The following is a 15,501-nucleotide window of genomic DNA, read 5'->3' as shown; positions in this document are numbered from 1 at the left end:
CCGCGCAACAAATCGGGTGTCACGGCGGTGGAGCCGGTCAGTCGGCGAACCGACGAAGCAGGGGCGTGTTCGACCGGACCATGGTGTCGACGAGATCGATGGCCTCGTCGGCCTCCTCGCGGCTCACACCGGGACCGTACACCGCTTTCTCGTGGAGCTCGACCACGCGGTCGGCGCGCGTGTCGACGCCGGACATGGACAGCCGCTCGACGTACTGCGACGGCGACTCGTTCGGTTCCCGCGGGCCGTACCGCCGTTCGAGCATGAGTTCGAGGCGCTCGACGGCCCGTTCGACGTCGGTGTCGGGTTCGCGTTTCGTCCCCTGCCAGCGCAGTTTCGCGGCGCGACGGACCGCGCGGGTCGCACCGGCGCGATGGGCACCGGCTGCGAGCCCGACCATCGCGACGAGCGCGAAGGCGGCGTAGCGCTGCTGCTCCTCGGAGAAGCCATCGGGGCGGTCGCCTTCGGGCTCGCCGACGGTCGCACCCGGTGTCGAGGCGGTGCCGTTGAAGGAGCCACCGGGGTTGTCGGAGCCGACGCCCGGCAGGTCGGGGTCGCGGAACGTCCGGTTCCTGTCGGTGGCGTTACTGGTCGGCCGGTTGGTCGGGATGGCGGTCGTCGTCGTCAGCGGCTCGTCCTCGCTTCCGCCGACGTCGACCTGCCCGTCACCGCTCTGCCTGGCATCCTCGATGCTGGTAACTTCGGCGTCGCTCCGCGCGCCACCCGGGGTGGGGTCGAACTTGACCCACCCCACGTCGGGGAAGTACACTTCCACCCAGGCGTGGGAGTTGAGGCCGCGAACGACCCACTGGTTCTCGCCGACCTGCTGGCCGGGCGTGTAGCCCACGACGTACCGCGCGGGGATGTCCTGCGAGCGGAGCATCATCGCCATCGTCGTCGCGTAGTAGACACAGTACCCTTGCTCCATCTCGAACAGGAACGACTCGGCGACGTTGCCGTTCGGGCGGTCCACGTCGAGCGAGTACTCCCGGTTCTCCTCGAGCCAGTCCTCGATGGCGACGGCGGTCTCGTAGGGGTTCTCCGCACCCGCCGTGTCGACGATCTCCTGGGTTCGCGACTCGAACCCGTTCGAGAAGTCCGGCTGTTTGTCGCCGGCGAGGTACACCTGCTGCACCGCCGTCGGATAGTCGGTGCCGGCGTTCTGCAGCGTCGCCTCGTCGGGGTCTGGCACCTCACTGACGACCCGGTAGGTGTCGTTCGGCTGGAACGTGACGGTGGACTGGAGACCCCCGTGGCTGGTCACCTGAGTGTACTCGCGCACCTGCCCCTCGACGCGGACGGGCTGGTTCGCCGCGGGCATCACGTTCGCCCGGTCGTGCATCCGGACGAGCTGGGAGACGGTCTCCGTATCGCCGGGCGGTGGATCGAGCTGGCCGCTGTAGGGTCCCGCCTGTCCGGTCCGGAGCCACGACCCACCGGTGAAGCGGTCGTAGACGCCGACGCGCCAGTACTGCGGGTCGTCCGCGGTCACGGTGAACCGGACCTCCGGTGAGAGCTCGATGGAGCCCTGGATGGTCGTCTCGCCGGGCGAGCTGGTCAGGCTGCCCTCGACGGTCGTCGGCCCGCCCTCGACCAGCCGGAGGGCGCTCCCGGTGAACGGGAGCTGGATGGCCGACCCGATGAGCATGAGCGTGAAGAGGACGACGAGCACGTCGGCCTGCAGCACCGAGCCGCCGTGGCGTTCGAGTTCGCCGAAGCCGATCATCGCGATGCCGCCCAGCGTCGCGCCGAACAGCATCCCGCGCTGGATCCAGCCGCCGCTGAACGCGGTCGCGGCGTCCCCGGTCAGCACGAGCACGAGGAAGGCGAGCCCTCCGACGACCGCCGAGAGGACGTAGCGCCGCCGGAACGCCAGGTACCACGAGAAGAAGGCCGGTGCGGGCGCGAACCCGAGCACCCAGAGGTGGGCCTCCTTCAGCCGCAGGACGGTGAGCCCCGTCAACAGCGAGATGGAGTCGGCGATGATCTTGTCCCACGCCTGGAGCAGCAGCTCCAGTCCGTTCGGTGTCGAGAGGATGTACGACCCGTAGGAGACCACGAGCAGGCCGACGGTGAGGACGGCGGCGACCCGCTCGCTGATGAGCCGCGAGAGCACCGCCGCGAGCGCGATGGACCCGGTGACCAGCAGCAGGAGTGGGACCGACCCGCCGAGGGTGATGGTGAGGTCGTACAGCACCGCGACCCAGGTCGCCGTCATCACGGCGAGGCCGCCGAGGGCACAGAGCCGGAACCAGTCGACGCCGTCGTCGACCTCGGTTTCGCTCCGGGCACGGTAGGCAGTCGGCGCGCTCATGCAGCCACCTCCCGGCTGGACGGGATATCGTCGCTCACGAACTGTTCGAACGGGACCTCGCTGTCCTCCATCCGCACGCTGACGGCGGTCCCCTCGCTCGCCGTGATGTTGATGTCGGCCTGCTCGCGGTAGTGCTCGGGCACCTGACCGGGGCCGACGGTCGCGAGCAGATTGAGCAGGCGTTCGCGCTGGTCGGCCCCGGCTGCGACCTCGAGCTCTCCGTTCGGTGTCGCGATGCCGACGGCGATGCCGCTGTCCAGCAGGTACAGCGCGATGCTCGCGGCCGCTTCGGCCATGTCGTCGTCCCAGCCGTCGGCGGCCTCGGCGGCGATGCGGACGTCACCGAGGTCGGTCTCGGCGAGGAACTCCTTGACGACGAGGTCGTCGGTGGGGCGCTTCGCGCTCGACTTCCAGTGGACGTCGCGCAGGGAGTCGCCCCGGTCGTACTCGCGGAGGCGGTCGAACTCCTCGCGGTTGTGGTCGAAGCCGCCTTCGGGGAGGAGATTCAGGTCGTGTCTGGTCGCCCCGGTGAGGGTGTACACGCGGGGGTAGACGAGGACTGAGTCGTACATGCTGTAGGTGTAGGTCCGTTCGGCGAGCGCGAGCACGTCTGTCACGGTGACGGTGAGCGGGCCGAGTTCGTGCTCGCCACGGGCGAGGTACTCGACGTCGTACTCGAGGACGTCGTCACCGATGGTCGTGTCGAACACGTTCCCCGTTGCCCCGACTGCCGCCGGGGTCTCGTCGACGACCCGCGCCGCGACTGGGGAGGAAACGTCGAAGCGGAGCCGCACGGGCTTGGTCTCGCCGATGTGCCCGGCGTCGGGGACGACGCGTTCGACCGTCGGCCGGCCGGTGAGCGCGATCTGGATGACCGCGCCGAGGCAGACGACGACCACGGGGATGACGATGGCACCGAGTTGACGCGACCCGAACTGGACGGCCATCGCTACGGTGGCGACGAGGAGGACGACCGCGCCGATGCCGCGTCTGGTGGGTCTCATTCGACGGGGACTGTCTCGATGGCCTCCTCGACGACCTGGACGCCCCGGTCGCGGGGGCCGCTCGCGGAGAGTCTGATACGGTGGCTCAGAACGCGTGGTGCCTCGGCCTGGATGTCGTCCGGGATGACGTAGCCGCGGCCGCGCAGGACCGCCCGCGCCTGTGCCGCACGCAGGAGCGCGATGGTCCCACGCGGGGAGACGCCGAGCTTCGCGTGCTCGCGGGTGAACTCGGAGATGCGGGTGGCGTAGTTCCGGACCGGCTCCTTCACCGTCACCTCGGCGACCGTTCGACGTGCGCGCTGGACGGTCTCGACGTCCGTGACTGGTTCGAGCGAGTCGATCGGGTGGTCACCGACGACCCGCGCCAGCATCTCGGACTCCTCTGCCTGCGAGGGGTAGCCGAGGTTGAGCTTCTTCATGAAGCGGTCGACCTCGGCCAGGGGGAGCTCGTAGGTGCGGTTCGGCTCGACGGCGTTCTGGGTCGCGATGACGGTGAACGGCTGGGGAAGCTTCCGGGTGGTGCCGTCGACGGTCACCTGCTCCTCCTCCATCGCTTCGAGGAGTGCCGACTGGGTCTTCGGCGGCGCGCGGTTGATCTCGTCGCCGAGGACGATGTTCGCGAACACCGGCCCCTCCTGGAACTCGAACTCGCGGGTCTTCTGGTTGAACACGTTGACCCCGGTGATGTCCGAGGGGAGGAGGTCCGGCGTGAACTGGACGCGTTTGAACGAGCAGTCGATGGAGGCAGCGATCGACCGGGCGAGCATCGTCTTCCCGACGCCGGGAACGTCCTCGAGCAGGATGTGGCCCCGCGCGAGGATAGCGGTGAAGACGTGTTCGATCTCGTCGGGGTGACCGACGATGACGTCCTCGACGTTGGCGAGGACGTCGTGGCTGACCTGTGCGGCCTGGTCCACGGTGAGTGCATCTGTAGTGGTTGCTGGTCGACTCGGCTGGTGTGAAGCGTCTGGAGTGTTGGCGTCCGTCATGGTGGTGCTTCCGACCGCTCGTGTCCGTCTAGAGGGCTACTGAATCGGTCTGGGTGGGGTAGCGGGATAATTTTTGTGTTGCCCATAGTCACGATTGTAGTTATTTTGCCTCGTGCGACCTCGTCCGGTTCGTCTGTGCTTGTGTAGCGTTCCCAAACTTGTAACGTTGCCGTGCCAGTGAATCCCAAAGGCAACCAACGGGTTACCACTCCTTGCAGTCGGCACACAGTAACCGACCGTCGTCGGTCCACGCGCGCTGGGTCCGAGTGCCACAATCAGCACACGGCCGGGGGCTCGCGCTCCAGCGCGAAGTCGGTCGGACGGGGTCGGGACCGTCGGTGTCACCGTCGGACGCCGACGCTGCACTCGTTGCCGCCGGCTCCTCGTCGTCGTCCCCGCCGTCTCCGAACGCCGTTAGCGAGGTGTCGCGTGTCATGACCGCGCGTACGGGCGGGACACTCGTAAGTCTGTCTCGCATACCCAGACCGACGGGAAGTTACTAAAAAGGAATTTTCCGAACTGCGGCCCGCCTCTCACCCAATTACGTTCCACATCGAGGGCAACGGACAGAACCAAGTACTCCCGCTCGAACCCTCGGGTATGTTCAGCATCGAGACGGTCGCACTCCAGGTCGACCCGGTCGCGAACGTCGAGCAGCTCGTCGAAGGCTTCGGACAGGTCGCCGCCAACGGCGACCCGCTCTCCATCGCACTGCTGGTCGTCGGTGCCGTGCTCACCGGCGTCGCAGCCGGCGGGTTCGGCCTGCTGGCCGCCGGAAGCCTCCTCAGCGGTCTCGCCCGTTCGCTCTCCCGAGAGCCCCCGCGAGGAGCCTAGGCGCGACGGTCCGGTCCGGGCCCAGCGGGCTCCCGGCCACGAAGCTGTCCGCGTGCGTCAACACCGCTTTTACCCGTTCGCCGACCTGCTCCGGCGTTCCTGCGATACAGAACACGTCCAGCATCCGCTCCGTCACCGCCTCGAACGCGGCGTCGAAGGAGCCGTTCGAGAGGTGCTCGCCGACCGTGCTCGCGGCCTCGTGGTCGACGTCGTGCCGGTCCAGCACCGGCGGTGCAGCGCCGGCCGCGATGAACGCCACCGGCGGGCGTGCCGCGGCACGTGCCGCGGCCTCGTCCTCGGCGACGCTGACGCTCGCGAAGGCCGCGAAGTCGAACTCGCCGCGCGAGTCGGGCCGTTCCTCGAGCCCCTCCGCGACCCGGTCGGCCGCCCACTCGAAGTCACGCGGGTGGGAGGCGTTCAGCAGCACCCCGTCGGCGTGTTTCGCCGCCATCCGCGTCATGTGTGGGCCCTGCGCCCCGACGTACACCGGAATCTCCCCCACGTCGAAGTTCAGTTCGGCGCTCCGGGCGGTGAACGTGCCGTCATGGTCCACCGATTCGCCGGCCCAGAGCCGCTGTGCCACCTTGAACGTCTCCAGCACGCGCCGGAGCGGCCGGTCGTGCTCGTAGCCGAGGTTCGACAGCGCCGACCGGTCGCCCGCGCCGATACCGAACACCGCCCGGCCGTCGGTCGTCTCGTCGAGCGTCCCGACCCGCGTCGCGAGCGACACCGGATGCGTCTCGTAGGGGTTCACCACCCCCGGTCCCACGTCGAGGTTGGTCGCCTGGCCGATGCGGTCGGCGACGACGAACGGGTCCCGGTTGAAGTGATGTGAGGAGACGAACGCCGTGTCGAAGCCCGCGTCCTCGGCGGCCTGGGCCGTTTCGACGACCTCCGCGGTCGGGTGCTCCGGCGTGAGCTCGATACCGAGTCTACGCATCGTCGAACTCCCACCCCCGGAGCGCCTGCCTGACGAAATCGCTGTCGACATCACGGAACACCGAGTCGTGGCCGCCGTGGTCGCCGAACGCCCAGTCACGGACGACGACGATGGGCTCCCCCCCGTCGCCCTCGCCCGCCACGAGGTTCGCCGCCCCGGCGAGCTCGTCGACGACGCACTGGACTGTCACGCCGAGCTCCCGCCCGTCGCGGTCGTGCTCGCCGCGCCAGTCGCGGTTCCCGGGCATCCCGTCCCAGCCGACCGCGACGGCCGCCTGTCCGTGGCGGAACGGCCGGCCGGACGTGTCAGTCACCACGACCGGGTTCTCGTGCGAGAGTCCCGCCCGGATGCGGGCAGCGCTCTCGCTCGGCCGCTCCGGCAGCAACAGCAGGTCGTGGCCGGGGACGTTCGACCGGTCGATACCCGCGTTCACGCCGACGTGGCCGAACTTCGTCTCCGTGAGCAGGAACGGTGCCTCCATCAGCAGCTCCGTCGACTCCTCGAGGACGGCCTGTGCGAACCGCGGGTCCTTCTCGTCGCCGGTGATCGACTCCAGCCGGCGCGCGATCTCGCGTGCCCGTGGGCCGTCGGGGAAATCGGCGAGGTCGGCGAACCGCCCTTCCGCCTTCGAGACGACCGTCGAGGCGACCACCACCACGTCGTCCGGACGCAGGTCGAACCGGTCCGTAATCGCGGCCGCGAGGTCGTCGCCCTCGCGTATCTCCGGGACGTCCGGAACCGCCAGTAGCTCCATACCAGTGCGTTCCGGAGGGCCGGACAAAAGCGCCTCGGTGGTGGAAAGTCCCGCCCATGTCGACTGTCACCGTCTCCCGGTTCGAACGCGATGACAACACTCACAGCGTTGGCTTCCGTTCACCGAGCCATGAGCGAGGAGACCCACGTCGTGACGGCGTTCCTTCGACACGACGGCGAGGTGTTGTTGCTGCGCCGGAGCGACGCTGTCGGGACGTATCAGGGTGACTGGGGCGGCGTCTCCGGCTACGCGGAGGGCGACCCGGAGCCACAGGTAGAGGTCGAGATCGACGAGGAAGCGGGGATCGGCGAGGCTGAGCGGACGCTCGTCCGGACCGGGAACCCACTCCGTGTCGTCGACGACGACCTCGACCGTACGTGGGTGGTACACCCGTTCCTGTTCGACGTGACGACCCGCGAGGTGACGACCAGCGAGGAGCACGACACCTACGAGTGGGTCTCGCCGACGACCATGTTCGACCGCGACGTGGTCCCAGCGCTGTGGGCAACGTACGAACGTGTCGCGCCCTCCGTCCGCAGCATCACCGCAGACGACGAGCACGGCGCGTCGTACCTCTCTACCCGGGCGTTGGAGGTGCTTCGCGACCGGGCTGCGACGCTGGTCGCCGAGGCCGAGGCCGAGGCGGAGGCAGACGACGACGCGTGGGACGAGCTCGCCGACCTCGGGAAGCGGCTCTGCCGCGCACGACCGAGCATGGCGGTCCTGCGCAACCGCGTGAACCGAGCCCTTGCCGGAGCCGACCGAACCGCTGCGTCCGTGCTCGACACGGCGACCGACGGCATCCACCGTGCCGTCACCGCCGACACCGACGCCGCCGTGCGGGCCGGCGCGCTCGTCAGCGACCGGACGGTCCTCACGGTGTCACGCTCGGGGACCGTCCTCCGGGCGTTCGACGAAGGCGACCCCGAGGAGGTGTACGTCGCCACGTCCGAACCCGGCGGCGAAGGCGTCGGTGTCGCCGAGGCACTCGTCGACGACGGGCCAGTGACGTTACTCCCCGATGCGGCCGTCGCCCAGGCCATCGTCACCGGCGAGGTGGACGCGGTGCTGGTCGGTGCCGACACCATCCTCCCTGACGGGACCGTCGTGAACAAGGTCGGGACGCGCACGGCCGCCGTCGCCGCCGCACACGAGGAGGTGCCGTGCTACGTCGTCGCCGCGACCGACAAGATCCACACGGAGCCGTCGGTCAACGTCGAGAGTGGCCGTCGCTCGGCGGTGTACGACGGTGACGCACCGCTATCGATGTTCAACCCGGTGTTCGACGAGACCCCTGCCCACCTCGTCGACGCATTCGTCACCGAGCGCGGCGAACTCGACCCGAGCGAGATCGATGCCGTAGCTGACGAACTGTCGGCACTCGCCGACTGGCGTGATTGACAGGTGACTCCGGGACACACGACGGCTCGTCACACACCCGCCTCGACCGTCGTGGGCGATCGCTCAGGTGATACCGGTGCTGGTCCCGTTCTCGTACTTCAACCGTCGGCCCGAGTCGCAAGTGAGAAACCGTCGGTCGGCCTAGTTCCTCTCGGGCGGCGGTGACGAGGGTTACCCCCACCGAGCCCCGTGTGACGAGGCACTCAACCCGAGCCGCCCCATTCTGCGAGACGCTACCAGCCCAGTGACTGCCGTCGTTCTTCGGCGAGGGCGACGAACGCGGCGGTCCACTCGGGGCAGTCGGGATGGGACTCTACGTCCGCGGGTGCGAGCCAGTGCGTTGCGGCGACCTCCTCGGGGGCGGCTACGGTCGGCGCGCCCTCGTCGTGGCGGGCGAGAAATACGACGTTCAGGCACTCCGCGCCGGTGTCGGCGACGAAGGCGTTGCTCTGGAGGTAGGTGAGGTCGGTGACGGCTACGTCGACCTCCTCGCGGACCTCGCGGACCTCGCGGTGGACGGTGCGTTCGAAGGCACCGGTATCGTGTGCGATGCCCTCGACCTTGCCGCGGACGAGTGCGAGGTGTCCACTTGCGTGGTCTTCGTCAGCTGCGCGCTCGACGAGGAGGTACTCGCCGTCGCGGTAGATCGCAGCTTCGACGTTGACGACGTAGCGTGGCGCGTCTGTCATCGTAATCGGGTATTCGACGGGCGGAATTAGCCTCGTCGACCGTCAGAAGTACTGGAACAGTTCGTCGTGGTTCTGCGCGTGGAGGTGGTCGCGAAGCGCCTCGTTGAGTGCCTCGATACGGCCCTGTTTCGCGGTGATGGGGGCGACGACGTCCTGCCACTGCTGCCACGGTGGGTAGAGGCCGAGACGGTCACAGAGGTCGTTGAGGCGTTCGTCCCGGTCGTCGACCTTGTCCATCTTGTTGACGGCGACGACGGTGGGGACACCGAGCTCGCGCAGGAAGTGGAACATCTCGACGTCGTAGGGGATCTCGTCCTCGGTGGTGTGGCGGTCGATGATGTCGATGACGCTCTTGCCGTCGACGACGAGAACGGCCGCGAGGAAGTTGTCGGCGTACTCCTCGAGGTAGGCGACGATGTCGTCCTTGATAGCTTCGCGGCGGTCTGTTTCGACGCCAGACATGAAGCCGAAGCCGGGGAGGTCCGTGACGACGAAGTCGTGGGCCGACCAGTCGTAGTGATTCGGCTCGCGGGTGACGCCGGGTTTGCCGCCGGTGTCGAAGGAGTGACCGGTGATCTCGCGCATCAGCGTCGACTTGCCGACGTTGGACCGCCCGACGAAGACGACCTCGTGGGCACAGTTCGGACGGTTTTCGAACATAGTCGTCCGTACCGTGCCGACGGGCAAAAGGGTGTCTCGTTGGCCGCGACAGTCCAACAGAGTGAGGTGACCTCCGTTCGACGGCTGCCATATGCCTGGTGTCGTCGACCATCTCATCGCCCTCGCGTTCGGGTTCCTCGACGGACTTTCCTTCGCCATCGCGTTCGGTGTCCTCTCGTTCCTCTCGCTCACCATCGTTCCGTGGTCCGTCCGTTTGGTGCTGGTCGTCTTCGGCATCGGTGCCGGAACCGGGCTTCTCGTCACGGTGTACAGCACGCATCGCTTCCATCACGACGGACAGGCGTTCGCGGCGGTTCGCGGGCTGTTCCGGTTCTGGAAGCGTCACGTCCCCCTGTGGATCTGACCGTCGGGTTTATGAGAGATGACACGCCCAACGAGGGCGTGCCCTGCCGAGCTACCACCGGGTGGGGAGCGAGTGCGCGACGCGTCGCCCGGTGGGCGCTCCTGCGTCGCCTGTTTGCCAGTTTCACCGGTCGATACGCCCGGTACACGCCCGACCCACGGGCTTTTTCTGCTCGTTCTGCGTCGGCACTGACGTGCGACTCGTACAGGTTATGATTCCGGCAGGGAAGCGCCGTGCCGTCCTCGACACGCTCGACGACGCGGGCGTCGAGTACGCGCTCACGGACGAGGTGAGCGGCCGGGAGTACACCGCCGTCGTCTCGTTCCCGCTCCCGACTGAGGCGGTCGAGCCCATCCTCGAACGGCTTCGCGAGGCCGGCATCGAGCGGGAGTCCTACACCGTCGTCCTCGACGCCCAGACGGTCGTCTCGAAGAAGTTCGAACGGCTCAGCGAGGAGTACGTCGAAGACGAGGAGACCACGGGACGCATCTCGCGGGAGGAGCTGAAGACGAAGGCCGGCGAGATGGCCCCGGGGCTGTCTGTCTACGTCCTGCTGACCGTCGTGAGCGCGGTCATCGCCACGGCCGGCGTGTTGCTGGATTCGGCTGCGGTGGTCGTCGGGTCGATGGTCATCGCCCCGCTCATCGGCCCGGCGATGGCGGCGAGCGTCGGGACCGTCCTCGACGACCGGGAGATGTTCGTCCGCGGGGCGCGCCTCCAGTTGCTCGGCGTAGTGGTCGCCGTCGCCGCCGCCGCCGGCTTCGCCACGCTGCTCAAGACGGTCCACCTCATCCCGCCGATGGACCCAACGACCGTGGGACAGGTTCAGGAGCGACTGCTCCCCGATTTCCTCTCGCTCGCGGTCGCCATCGGGGCTGGCATCGCCGGCGCGACCTCGCTTCGGACGGGCGTCTCGGCGTCACTCGTCGGCGTCATGATCGCCGTGGCGCTCATCCCGCCGACGGCCGTCATCGGCATCGGCATCGCCTACGGGCTCCCGCTCGTTGTCCTCGGAGCCAGCGTCCTCGTCCTCGTCAACGTCCTCTCGATCAACCTGGCGGGGACCGCGACGCTGTGGTATGCCGGCTACCGTCCAGAGCAGTGGTTCCGGACCGACGAGGCCCGGGCGGCGACGCTCCAGCGCATCGCCGTGCTCGTCGCCTCCATCGCGGTGCTCTCGGTGTTCCTCGGCGGTGTGACCTACATGACCTACGCGACGGCGGCCATCGAGGACGACATGGTCGCCGACGTGGAGGATACCGTCGCGGAGTACCCCGAGGCGACGCTGGTCGACGTGGAGATAATCCACGAACAGAACGTCTACCAGCGTGCGTTCGACCCGCGACCGGAGCGCGTGATCGTCACGGTCGCGCGACCACCAGGCCAGGCGTACCCGGACCTTCCGGACCGGATCGCGGCAATGGTCCAGAACGGTGACGGCCCCGTCGTCGAGGTTCGGTACGTCGACACGGTCACGGTGTCGGCGCGGGACGACCGACAGTCAGCGTCACAGCTCTCGACGCTCGCGCCGCTGCTCTCGTCGTCCGAGACGACGCTCCAGAACCAGCATCCCGCGCGACCGCTCTAGTTCGACTCCTCGAAGGGCAGTTCGAGCTCGTAGTCGACGGCCTCGACAGCGGCGTCGAGGACTCCTTCGACGTTCTCGTCTTCGGTGATGCTCATATACAGGTCGGCGTCGACATCGCGGGAGCGGTCGGATTTGTTGCAGACGGTGAGCAGCGGGACGTCCTCGAAGTCGGCGGCGACGGCGTCCCGTAGCGCCAGCTGGGCGTCGAGCGGGTAGCCGCAGTCGCCGCTGGCGTCGACCATGAACAGGAGGCAGTCACCGAGGTGAGTCAGCGCGGAGACGGCCTGCTGTTCGATGTCGTTGCGCTCGTCGGCGGGGCGGTCGAGGAGGCCGGGCGTGTCGATGACCTGGTAGCGGATGCGGTCGCGCTCGAAGTGGCCGACACCGATGCCCTTCGTCGTGAACGGGTAAGAGGCGGTCTCGCCGCGCGCCCGGGTGACCGTGTTGACGAAGGAGGACTTGCCGACGTTCGGGTAGCCGGCGACGACGATGGTCGGCGCGTCGGGGTCGATGTCGGGCAGGGTCTTCAGGTCGTCCCGGGCTTCGCCGATGCGGAGCAGGTCGTCCTCGACCTCCTCGACCACGTCGGCGAGGCGGGCGAAGGCCTGCTTGCGGAGCTTGCGGGCGGTGTCGACGTCGTTGCGCCGCATCCGGCCCTCGTACTCCGAGCGGATCTCGTCGGTCTTGCGTGCCGCCCAGCTCACTTCGCTGAGCGACTGTCGCAGCTCGTCGACGTCGACGATGGCGTCGGCGAGCTCGTAGTAGAACGGGTCGACCGTGCCGAAGTCGGGCCAGGCCGTGACGACGTTCTCCATGTTGTCGGAGAGGATGTTCGACGCCGTCTGAAGCATCGAGGTCTGGGCCTCGTGCCCGGACTTGGCTCGCCCCGAGCGGGCCGCCCGCGAGAACGCCTTGTCGATGAGTTCCTCCGACCGGGGGGTCGTCGGAAGGTTCTCGAAAATCATGGTCATACGTTGTCTGCGCGGACGTATAAGGCGTTCCTTGTGGATTCGCCGTGGTCCCCCGGTGCGTCAGCGTCGGTCGGCCAGCTCCGCCCGCAGCTCGTCGATGTCGATGTCCTTCATCGAGAGCAGGACGAGCAGGTGGTAGACGATGTCCGCGCTCTCGTGGACGAGCTCGTCGTGGTCGTCGTCCTTCGCGGCGAGCACCAGCTCGGTGGCCTCCTCGCCGAGTTTCTCCAGCACCGCGTTCTCGCCTTTCTCGTGGGTGAACAGGCTGGCCGTGTAGGAGCCCTCGGGGAGGTTGGTCTTGCGATCCTCGACGACCGCGAACAGCTCGTCGAGCACGTCGTCCGTCGAGCCGTCGGTGGTGTCGCCGCTCATGCGTGCTCCGTCACCTCGCGGATGTCGTCCAGTTCGTCGAACTCCCCGGCGTCGCGACGGCTGTCCTCGAACACCGCCTCGGATATCTCGATGGGCGTGTTCGTCCGGGCCGCGAGCGCGAGAGAGTCGCTCGGGCGTGCGTCGACGACAACGTCGTCACGCGGCGTGGCGACGTGGAGGTCCGCGATGTAGGTGCCGTCCTCGACCGCGCTGACGACGACCTGCGTGATGCGGCCGCCCAGCTCCTCCACGACGTCGAGCAGGAGGTCGTGGGTCAGCGGTCGGCCGATGTCCTCGGCGTCGAGGCCACGCGCGATGGCCATGGCCTCCTCGAACCCGATGAAGATGGGCACCACGTCCTCGGCGTCCGCGACGCTCAGGACGACCACGGGGACGGGTCCGTCGCGGGTTCCGGCGACGCGGACCGCGTCGATGGCTGCGTTCATGGCCGGACGGAAGAGGCCGAGGTAGAAAAGTCCCCGCTCTCAGCGGGCGATGGGGTCGGCCTCGTCCGCGGCGAAGAAGGCGAGGCGGTGGACCCGCACGTCGGGGGTCAGTTCGGGGTGGAACGAGGTCGCCACCACGGGACCGTCACGCACCGCGACCGGCCGTTCGTCCCACGTCGCCAGCACCTCGACGTCGTCACCGACCTCGTCGATGACCGGCGCGCGGATGAACACCGCCGGGAACGGCTCGTCCAGTCCCTCGATGTCGAGTGGCGCCTCGAAGCTGTCCTTCTGACGGCCGAAGGCGTTGCGGTCGACGCTCGCGTCGACGAGGTCGAGCGTCTCGACGCGGTCGTCTTTCGCGTCACGCGAGACGACGATGAGACCCGCACAGGTCGCCAGCATCGGCTTGCCGGCCTCCACGTGGGCGACGATTTCGGGCGCGATGTCCTCCTCGTGGAGCAGTCGCGAGATGGTGGTCGACTCGCCACCCGGCACGAGCAGCAGGTCGCAGTCGGGGACGAGTCCCGACTCGCGTATCTCGCGCACCTCGATGTCCTCGCCGTGGGCACGGCCGGCCCGACGGACGGCATCGGCGTGCTCGGAGACGTCGCCCTGGACGGCGACGACGCCAGCGATGAGTGTCATGACTGGCAGTTACGGGTGCCGAAAGAAAAGGCTCGCGAGTCGACGCGATGCTGCCGGTAACCGCCGAGCGATGCGACCGGACGATGCCTACAGCGCGACGTTCAGCACCATCACGAACACGCCGAAGAAGACGCCGAACGCGACGACCGTCTTGGGGTCGATCTGGATTGCGTTGCGGTCCTCGGCGTCGAAGTAGCGGACGAGCCCGGCGCTGGACATCAGCCCGCCGGAGTTCTCTCCCTTGCTCATACCGGCTTCTCGTCGCTGGGACCGTCTAAACCTTTCGACACCGCCTTCGGGCCGGGGGCCGCGCTCGTGCGCGCTCCTCGTCTAACCAAACCCTTATGCGCGCAGCGAGGGAAGAATCGGGCGATTATGGCAGTCACGCTCAAAGACTTCTACGCCGACTGGTGCGGCCCCTGCAAGACGCAGGACCCCATCCTCGACGAGCTCGAGGAGGACTGGGCCGACCGGTTCGAGGTCGAGAAGGTCAACGTCGACGAGGAGCAGGACGTCGCGAACGAGTATCAGGTTCGCTCGCTCCCCACGCTCATCGTCGAGAACGACGACGGCGTCGTCGAGCGCTTCGTCGGGGTCACCCAGCGCGAGGACCTCGAGGACGCCCTCGAGAAGGCCGGCGCGTAACCGCGCCGACGGTGGTGGTCGGGGCGTCCAGCGTCCCTCTCGTTGTCTCAGTACCGCAGAGCAACAGCAGTCGGTCGTCTCGCCTCACTCGAACTTCACGCCGACGTCGTGCATCCCGTCGTTGTGGCGCGCGATGTTGATGACCAGCGGCGTGACGCTCTCGACCTCCGCCGCGTTGGCGAGCGGGCCGGCGTCGAGCGAGCGCAGTCCCTCGATCTCGTCGGCGAGCTGTCGCACGATCCCCTTCGCGTCTGGGTCGTCGCCCACGACCAGCGTGTCGAGGTCGAGCGTCACGTCGAGGTTCGCGAGCCGGTCCGCCGAGAGGTTGTGGAACGCGCCGACGACCGAGACGGCGTCCGGGGCGGCCTCCGCCGCGATGGCGGTGACGCTCCCTGCGCCGGGCCGGTGGTAGTGCATCCCGTCCTCGTCCCCCTTCATCCCCACCGCGGGGGAGACGAGGATAGCGTCCTCGTCCAGCTTCCCGGCGACCGAATCGACCGTGTCGCCGACGTGGTACGGCGGCACCGCCAGCACGACGATGTCCGCACGGTCGGCCGCCATCTCGTTCACGAATCCCTTCACCGTGCGGTCGACGCCGCGGCTATCCAGCTCCGTCTCGTACGACTCGGCCGCAGTCCGCGCCTTCTCGGCGTCGCGCGAGCCGATCAGTACCTCGTGGTCCGTGTCGTAGGCCCAGCGGAGCGCGAGCCCCTGGCCGATATCGCCCGTGCCACCGAGCAGTGCGATTCGCATACCCGTGACGTGGACCCGGATGGTGAATAAGCGTTCGGAGTCGGCAGGTGACCGCGTGTCGCTGGGTTCCGGGGATCCGACCAGCCGGCGGGCTCCGACGGGCTCGTCGGGGAGCCGCTCACGGGCGTC

The 15,501-nt window shown here is 68.3% G+C and carries 19 protein-coding genes; 5 read left to right on the top strand and 14 right to left on the bottom strand.

From position 1 onward, the window contains the following. Window positions 1-37 precede the first annotated feature (37 nt). The 4 genes from NO978_RS12210 to NO978_RS12195 all read right to left on the bottom strand — a co-directional run bounded on the left by NO978_RS12210 (window position 38) and on the right by NO978_RS12195 (window position 4,743). Window positions 38-2,314 (bottom strand): DUF3488 and transglutaminase-like domain-containing protein, encoded by a 2,277-nt coding sequence (locus NO978_RS12210; protein WP_257299865.1) that lies wholly within the window; start codon window positions 2,312-2,314, stop codon window positions 38-40. After that, the gene (locus NO978_RS12205; protein ID WP_257299864.1) at window positions 2,311-3,318 is read right to left on the bottom strand and encodes a DUF58 domain-containing protein; all 1,008 of its coding nucleotides are present in this window, start codon (window positions 3,316-3,318) and stop codon (window positions 2,311-2,313) included. The genes NO978_RS12210 and NO978_RS12205 overlap by 4 nt, the downstream gene beginning before the upstream one ends. Further along, window positions 3,315-4,307 carry a MoxR family ATPase gene (locus NO978_RS12200; RefSeq protein WP_257299863.1) on the bottom strand — a complete coding sequence of 331 codons (993 nt, stop codon included), beginning with the start codon at window positions 4,305-4,307 and terminating at the stop codon, window positions 3,315-3,317. The genes NO978_RS12205 and NO978_RS12200 overlap by 4 nt, the downstream gene beginning before the upstream one ends. A 202-nt stretch (window positions 4,308-4,509) precedes the next feature. Then, window positions 4,510-4,743, bottom strand: a complete 234-nt coding sequence (locus NO978_RS12195) for a hypothetical protein (RefSeq protein ID WP_257299862.1) — start codon at window positions 4,741-4,743, stop codon at window positions 4,510-4,512. 164 nt (window positions 4,744-4,907) lie between these two features. On the opposite strand from NO978_RS12195, the gene NO978_RS12190 reads away from it, so the two are divergent. Continuing rightward, window positions 4,908-5,141, top strand: a complete 234-nt coding sequence (locus tag NO978_RS12190; RefSeq protein WP_257299861.1) for a hypothetical protein — start codon at window positions 4,908-4,910, stop codon at window positions 5,139-5,141. On the opposite strand, the gene NO978_RS12185 is transcribed toward NO978_RS12190, so the two are convergent. Together NO978_RS12185 and NO978_RS12180 are read right to left on the bottom strand one after the other, a co-directional pair. After that, on the bottom strand, window positions 5,092-6,081 hold the full coding sequence (locus NO978_RS12185) for a 5,10-methylenetetrahydromethanopterin reductase (RefSeq protein WP_257299860.1): 990 nt from the start codon (window positions 6,079-6,081) through the stop codon (window positions 5,092-5,094). The two genes, NO978_RS12190 and NO978_RS12185, sit on opposite strands and share 50 nt — an antisense overlap. Then, on the bottom strand, window positions 6,074-6,835 hold the full coding sequence (locus tag NO978_RS12180) for a coenzyme F420-0:L-glutamate ligase (RefSeq protein ID WP_257299859.1): 762 nt from the start codon (window positions 6,833-6,835) through the stop codon (window positions 6,074-6,076). Before NO978_RS12180 ends, NO978_RS12185 begins: the two co-directional genes overlap by 8 nt. Window positions 6,836-6,964: 129 nt before the next feature. Between NO978_RS12180 and NO978_RS12175 the strand changes: the two genes are divergently transcribed. Next, window positions 6,965-8,236, top strand: a complete 1,272-nt coding sequence (locus NO978_RS12175) for an NUDIX domain-containing protein (RefSeq protein ID WP_257299858.1) — start codon at window positions 6,965-6,967, stop codon at window positions 8,234-8,236. A 233-nt stretch (window positions 8,237-8,469) separates the two neighbouring features. Here the strand turns inward: NO978_RS12175 and NO978_RS12170 are convergent, their stop codons facing one another. Together NO978_RS12170 and engB are read right to left on the bottom strand one after the other, a co-directional pair. Continuing rightward, a complete protein-coding gene (locus NO978_RS12170; protein WP_257299857.1) occupies window positions 8,470-8,925 on the bottom strand; it encodes an NUDIX domain-containing protein in 456 nt (151 codons plus the stop codon). 42 nt (window positions 8,926-8,967) lie between these two features. Beyond that, window positions 8,968-9,585 (bottom strand): GTP-binding protein EngB, encoded by a 618-nt coding sequence (gene engB, locus NO978_RS12165; protein ID WP_257299856.1) that lies wholly within the window; start codon window positions 9,583-9,585, stop codon window positions 8,968-8,970. Window positions 9,586-9,676: 91 nt separating this feature from the next. Here engB and NO978_RS12160 point away from each other — a divergent pair, with 91 nt between their 5' ends. Together NO978_RS12160 and NO978_RS12155 are read left to right on the top strand one after the other, a co-directional pair. Then, window positions 9,677-9,949 carry a hypothetical protein gene (locus tag NO978_RS12160; protein ID WP_257299855.1) on the top strand — a complete coding sequence of 91 codons (273 nt, stop codon included), beginning with the start codon at window positions 9,677-9,679 and terminating at the stop codon, window positions 9,947-9,949. A gap of 193 nt (window positions 9,950-10,142) precedes the next feature. Further along, window positions 10,143-11,537 carry a TIGR00341 family protein gene (locus tag NO978_RS12155; protein WP_257299854.1) on the top strand — a complete coding sequence of 465 codons (1,395 nt, stop codon included), beginning with the start codon at window positions 10,143-10,145 and terminating at the stop codon, window positions 11,535-11,537. Here NO978_RS12155 and NO978_RS12150 read toward each other — a convergent pair. The 5 genes from NO978_RS12150 to NO978_RS12130 form a co-directional block, all read right to left on the bottom strand. Further along, a complete protein-coding gene (locus NO978_RS12150) occupies window positions 11,534-12,502 on the bottom strand; it encodes an NOG1 family protein (protein ID WP_257299853.1) in 969 nt (322 codons plus the stop codon). The genes NO978_RS12155 and NO978_RS12150 overlap by 4 nt on opposite strands. Before the next feature lie 66 nt (window positions 12,503-12,568). After that, window positions 12,569-12,880, bottom strand: a complete 312-nt coding sequence (gene hisE, locus NO978_RS12145; protein WP_257299852.1) for a phosphoribosyl-ATP diphosphatase — start codon at window positions 12,878-12,880, stop codon at window positions 12,569-12,571. Next, a complete protein-coding gene (locus NO978_RS12140; RefSeq protein WP_257299851.1) occupies window positions 12,877-13,326 on the bottom strand; it encodes a bifunctional nuclease family protein in 450 nt (149 codons plus the stop codon). The genes hisE and NO978_RS12140 overlap by 4 nt, the downstream gene beginning before the upstream one ends. Before the next feature lie 39 nt (window positions 13,327-13,365). Then, on the bottom strand, window positions 13,366-13,974 hold the full coding sequence (pdxT, locus tag NO978_RS12135) for a pyridoxal 5'-phosphate synthase glutaminase subunit PdxT (RefSeq protein WP_257299850.1): 609 nt from the start codon (window positions 13,972-13,974) through the stop codon (window positions 13,366-13,368). An 87-nt stretch (window positions 13,975-14,061) separates the two neighbouring features. Further along, entirely contained in the window at window positions 14,062-14,223 is a 162-nt protein-coding gene (locus tag NO978_RS12130) for a preprotein translocase subunit Sec61beta (RefSeq protein ID WP_257299849.1), read from the bottom strand. 126 nt (window positions 14,224-14,349) lie between these two features. Between NO978_RS12130 and trxA the strand changes: the two genes are divergently transcribed. Continuing rightward, complete coding sequence (gene trxA, locus NO978_RS12125) at window positions 14,350-14,619, top strand: thioredoxin (RefSeq protein ID WP_257299848.1); 270 nt, start codon at window positions 14,350-14,352, stop codon at window positions 14,617-14,619. A gap of 84 nt (window positions 14,620-14,703) precedes the next feature. Here the strand turns inward: trxA and npdG are convergent, their stop codons facing one another. Further along, entirely contained in the window at window positions 14,704-15,372 is a 669-nt protein-coding gene (gene npdG, locus NO978_RS12120; RefSeq protein WP_257299847.1) for an NADPH-dependent F420 reductase, read from the bottom strand. Between the last annotated feature and the right edge of the window lie 129 nt (window positions 15,373-15,501).

The sequence above is a fragment of the Haloarchaeobius sp. FL176 genome, from assembly GCF_024609245.1.
Taxonomy (GTDB): domain Archaea; phylum Halobacteriota; class Halobacteria; order Halobacteriales; family Natrialbaceae; genus Haloarchaeobius.
This window is presented reverse-complemented; position numbering and strand designations above follow the sequence as displayed.

Excerpts from the sequence above, each read along its gene's own strand:
- NO978_RS12180 (WP_257299859.1), bottom strand. The coding sequence starts at position 6,835 with ATGGAGCTACTGGCGGTTCCGGACGTCCCGGAGATACGCGAGGGCGAC.
- NO978_RS12160 (WP_257299855.1), top strand. The coding sequence starts at position 9,677 with ATGCCTGGTGTCGTCGACCATCTCATCGCCCTCGCGTTCGGGTTCCTC.
- hisE (WP_257299852.1), bottom strand. The coding sequence starts at position 12,880 with ATGAGCGGCGACACCACCGACGGCTCGACGGACGACGTGCTCGACGAG.
- NO978_RS12140 (WP_257299851.1), bottom strand. The coding sequence starts at position 13,326 with ATGAACGCAGCCATCGACGCGGTCCGCGTCGCCGGAACCCGCGACGGA.
- NO978_RS12190 (WP_257299861.1), top strand. The coding sequence starts at position 4,908 with ATGTTCAGCATCGAGACGGTCGCACTCCAGGTCGACCCGGTCGCGAAC.
- NO978_RS12150 (WP_257299853.1), bottom strand. The coding sequence starts at position 12,502 with ATGATTTTCGAGAACCTTCCGACGACCCCCCGGTCGGAGGAACTCATC.
- pdxT (WP_257299850.1), bottom strand. The coding sequence starts at position 13,974 with ATGACACTCATCGCTGGCGTCGTCGCCGTCCAGGGCGACGTCTCCGAG.
- NO978_RS12175 (WP_257299858.1), top strand. The coding sequence starts at position 6,965 with ATGAGCGAGGAGACCCACGTCGTGACGGCGTTCCTTCGACACGACGGC.
- trxA (WP_257299848.1), top strand. The coding sequence starts at position 14,350 with ATGGCAGTCACGCTCAAAGACTTCTACGCCGACTGGTGCGGCCCCTGC.
- NO978_RS12210 (WP_257299865.1), bottom strand. The coding sequence starts at position 2,314 with ATGAGCGCGCCGACTGCCTACCGTGCCCGGAGCGAAACCGAGGTCGAC.
- NO978_RS12170 (WP_257299857.1), bottom strand. The coding sequence starts at position 8,925 with ATGACAGACGCGCCACGCTACGTCGTCAACGTCGAAGCTGCGATCTAC.
- NO978_RS12195 (WP_257299862.1), bottom strand. The coding sequence starts at position 4,743 with ATGACACGCGACACCTCGCTAACGGCGTTCGGAGACGGCGGGGACGAC.
- engB (WP_257299856.1), bottom strand. The coding sequence starts at position 9,585 with ATGTTCGAAAACCGTCCGAACTGTGCCCACGAGGTCGTCTTCGTCGGG.
- NO978_RS12200 (WP_257299863.1), bottom strand. The coding sequence starts at position 4,307 with ATGACGGACGCCAACACTCCAGACGCTTCACACCAGCCGAGTCGACCA.
- NO978_RS12130 (WP_257299849.1), bottom strand. The coding sequence starts at position 14,223 with ATGAGCAAGGGAGAGAACTCCGGCGGGCTGATGTCCAGCGCCGGGCTC.
- npdG (WP_257299847.1), bottom strand. The coding sequence starts at position 15,372 with ATGCGAATCGCACTGCTCGGTGGCACGGGCGATATCGGCCAGGGGCTC.
- NO978_RS12185 (WP_257299860.1), bottom strand. The coding sequence starts at position 6,081 with ATGCGTAGACTCGGTATCGAGCTCACGCCGGAGCACCCGACCGCGGAG.
- NO978_RS12205 (WP_257299864.1), bottom strand. The coding sequence starts at position 3,318 with ATGAGACCCACCAGACGCGGCATCGGCGCGGTCGTCCTCCTCGTCGCC.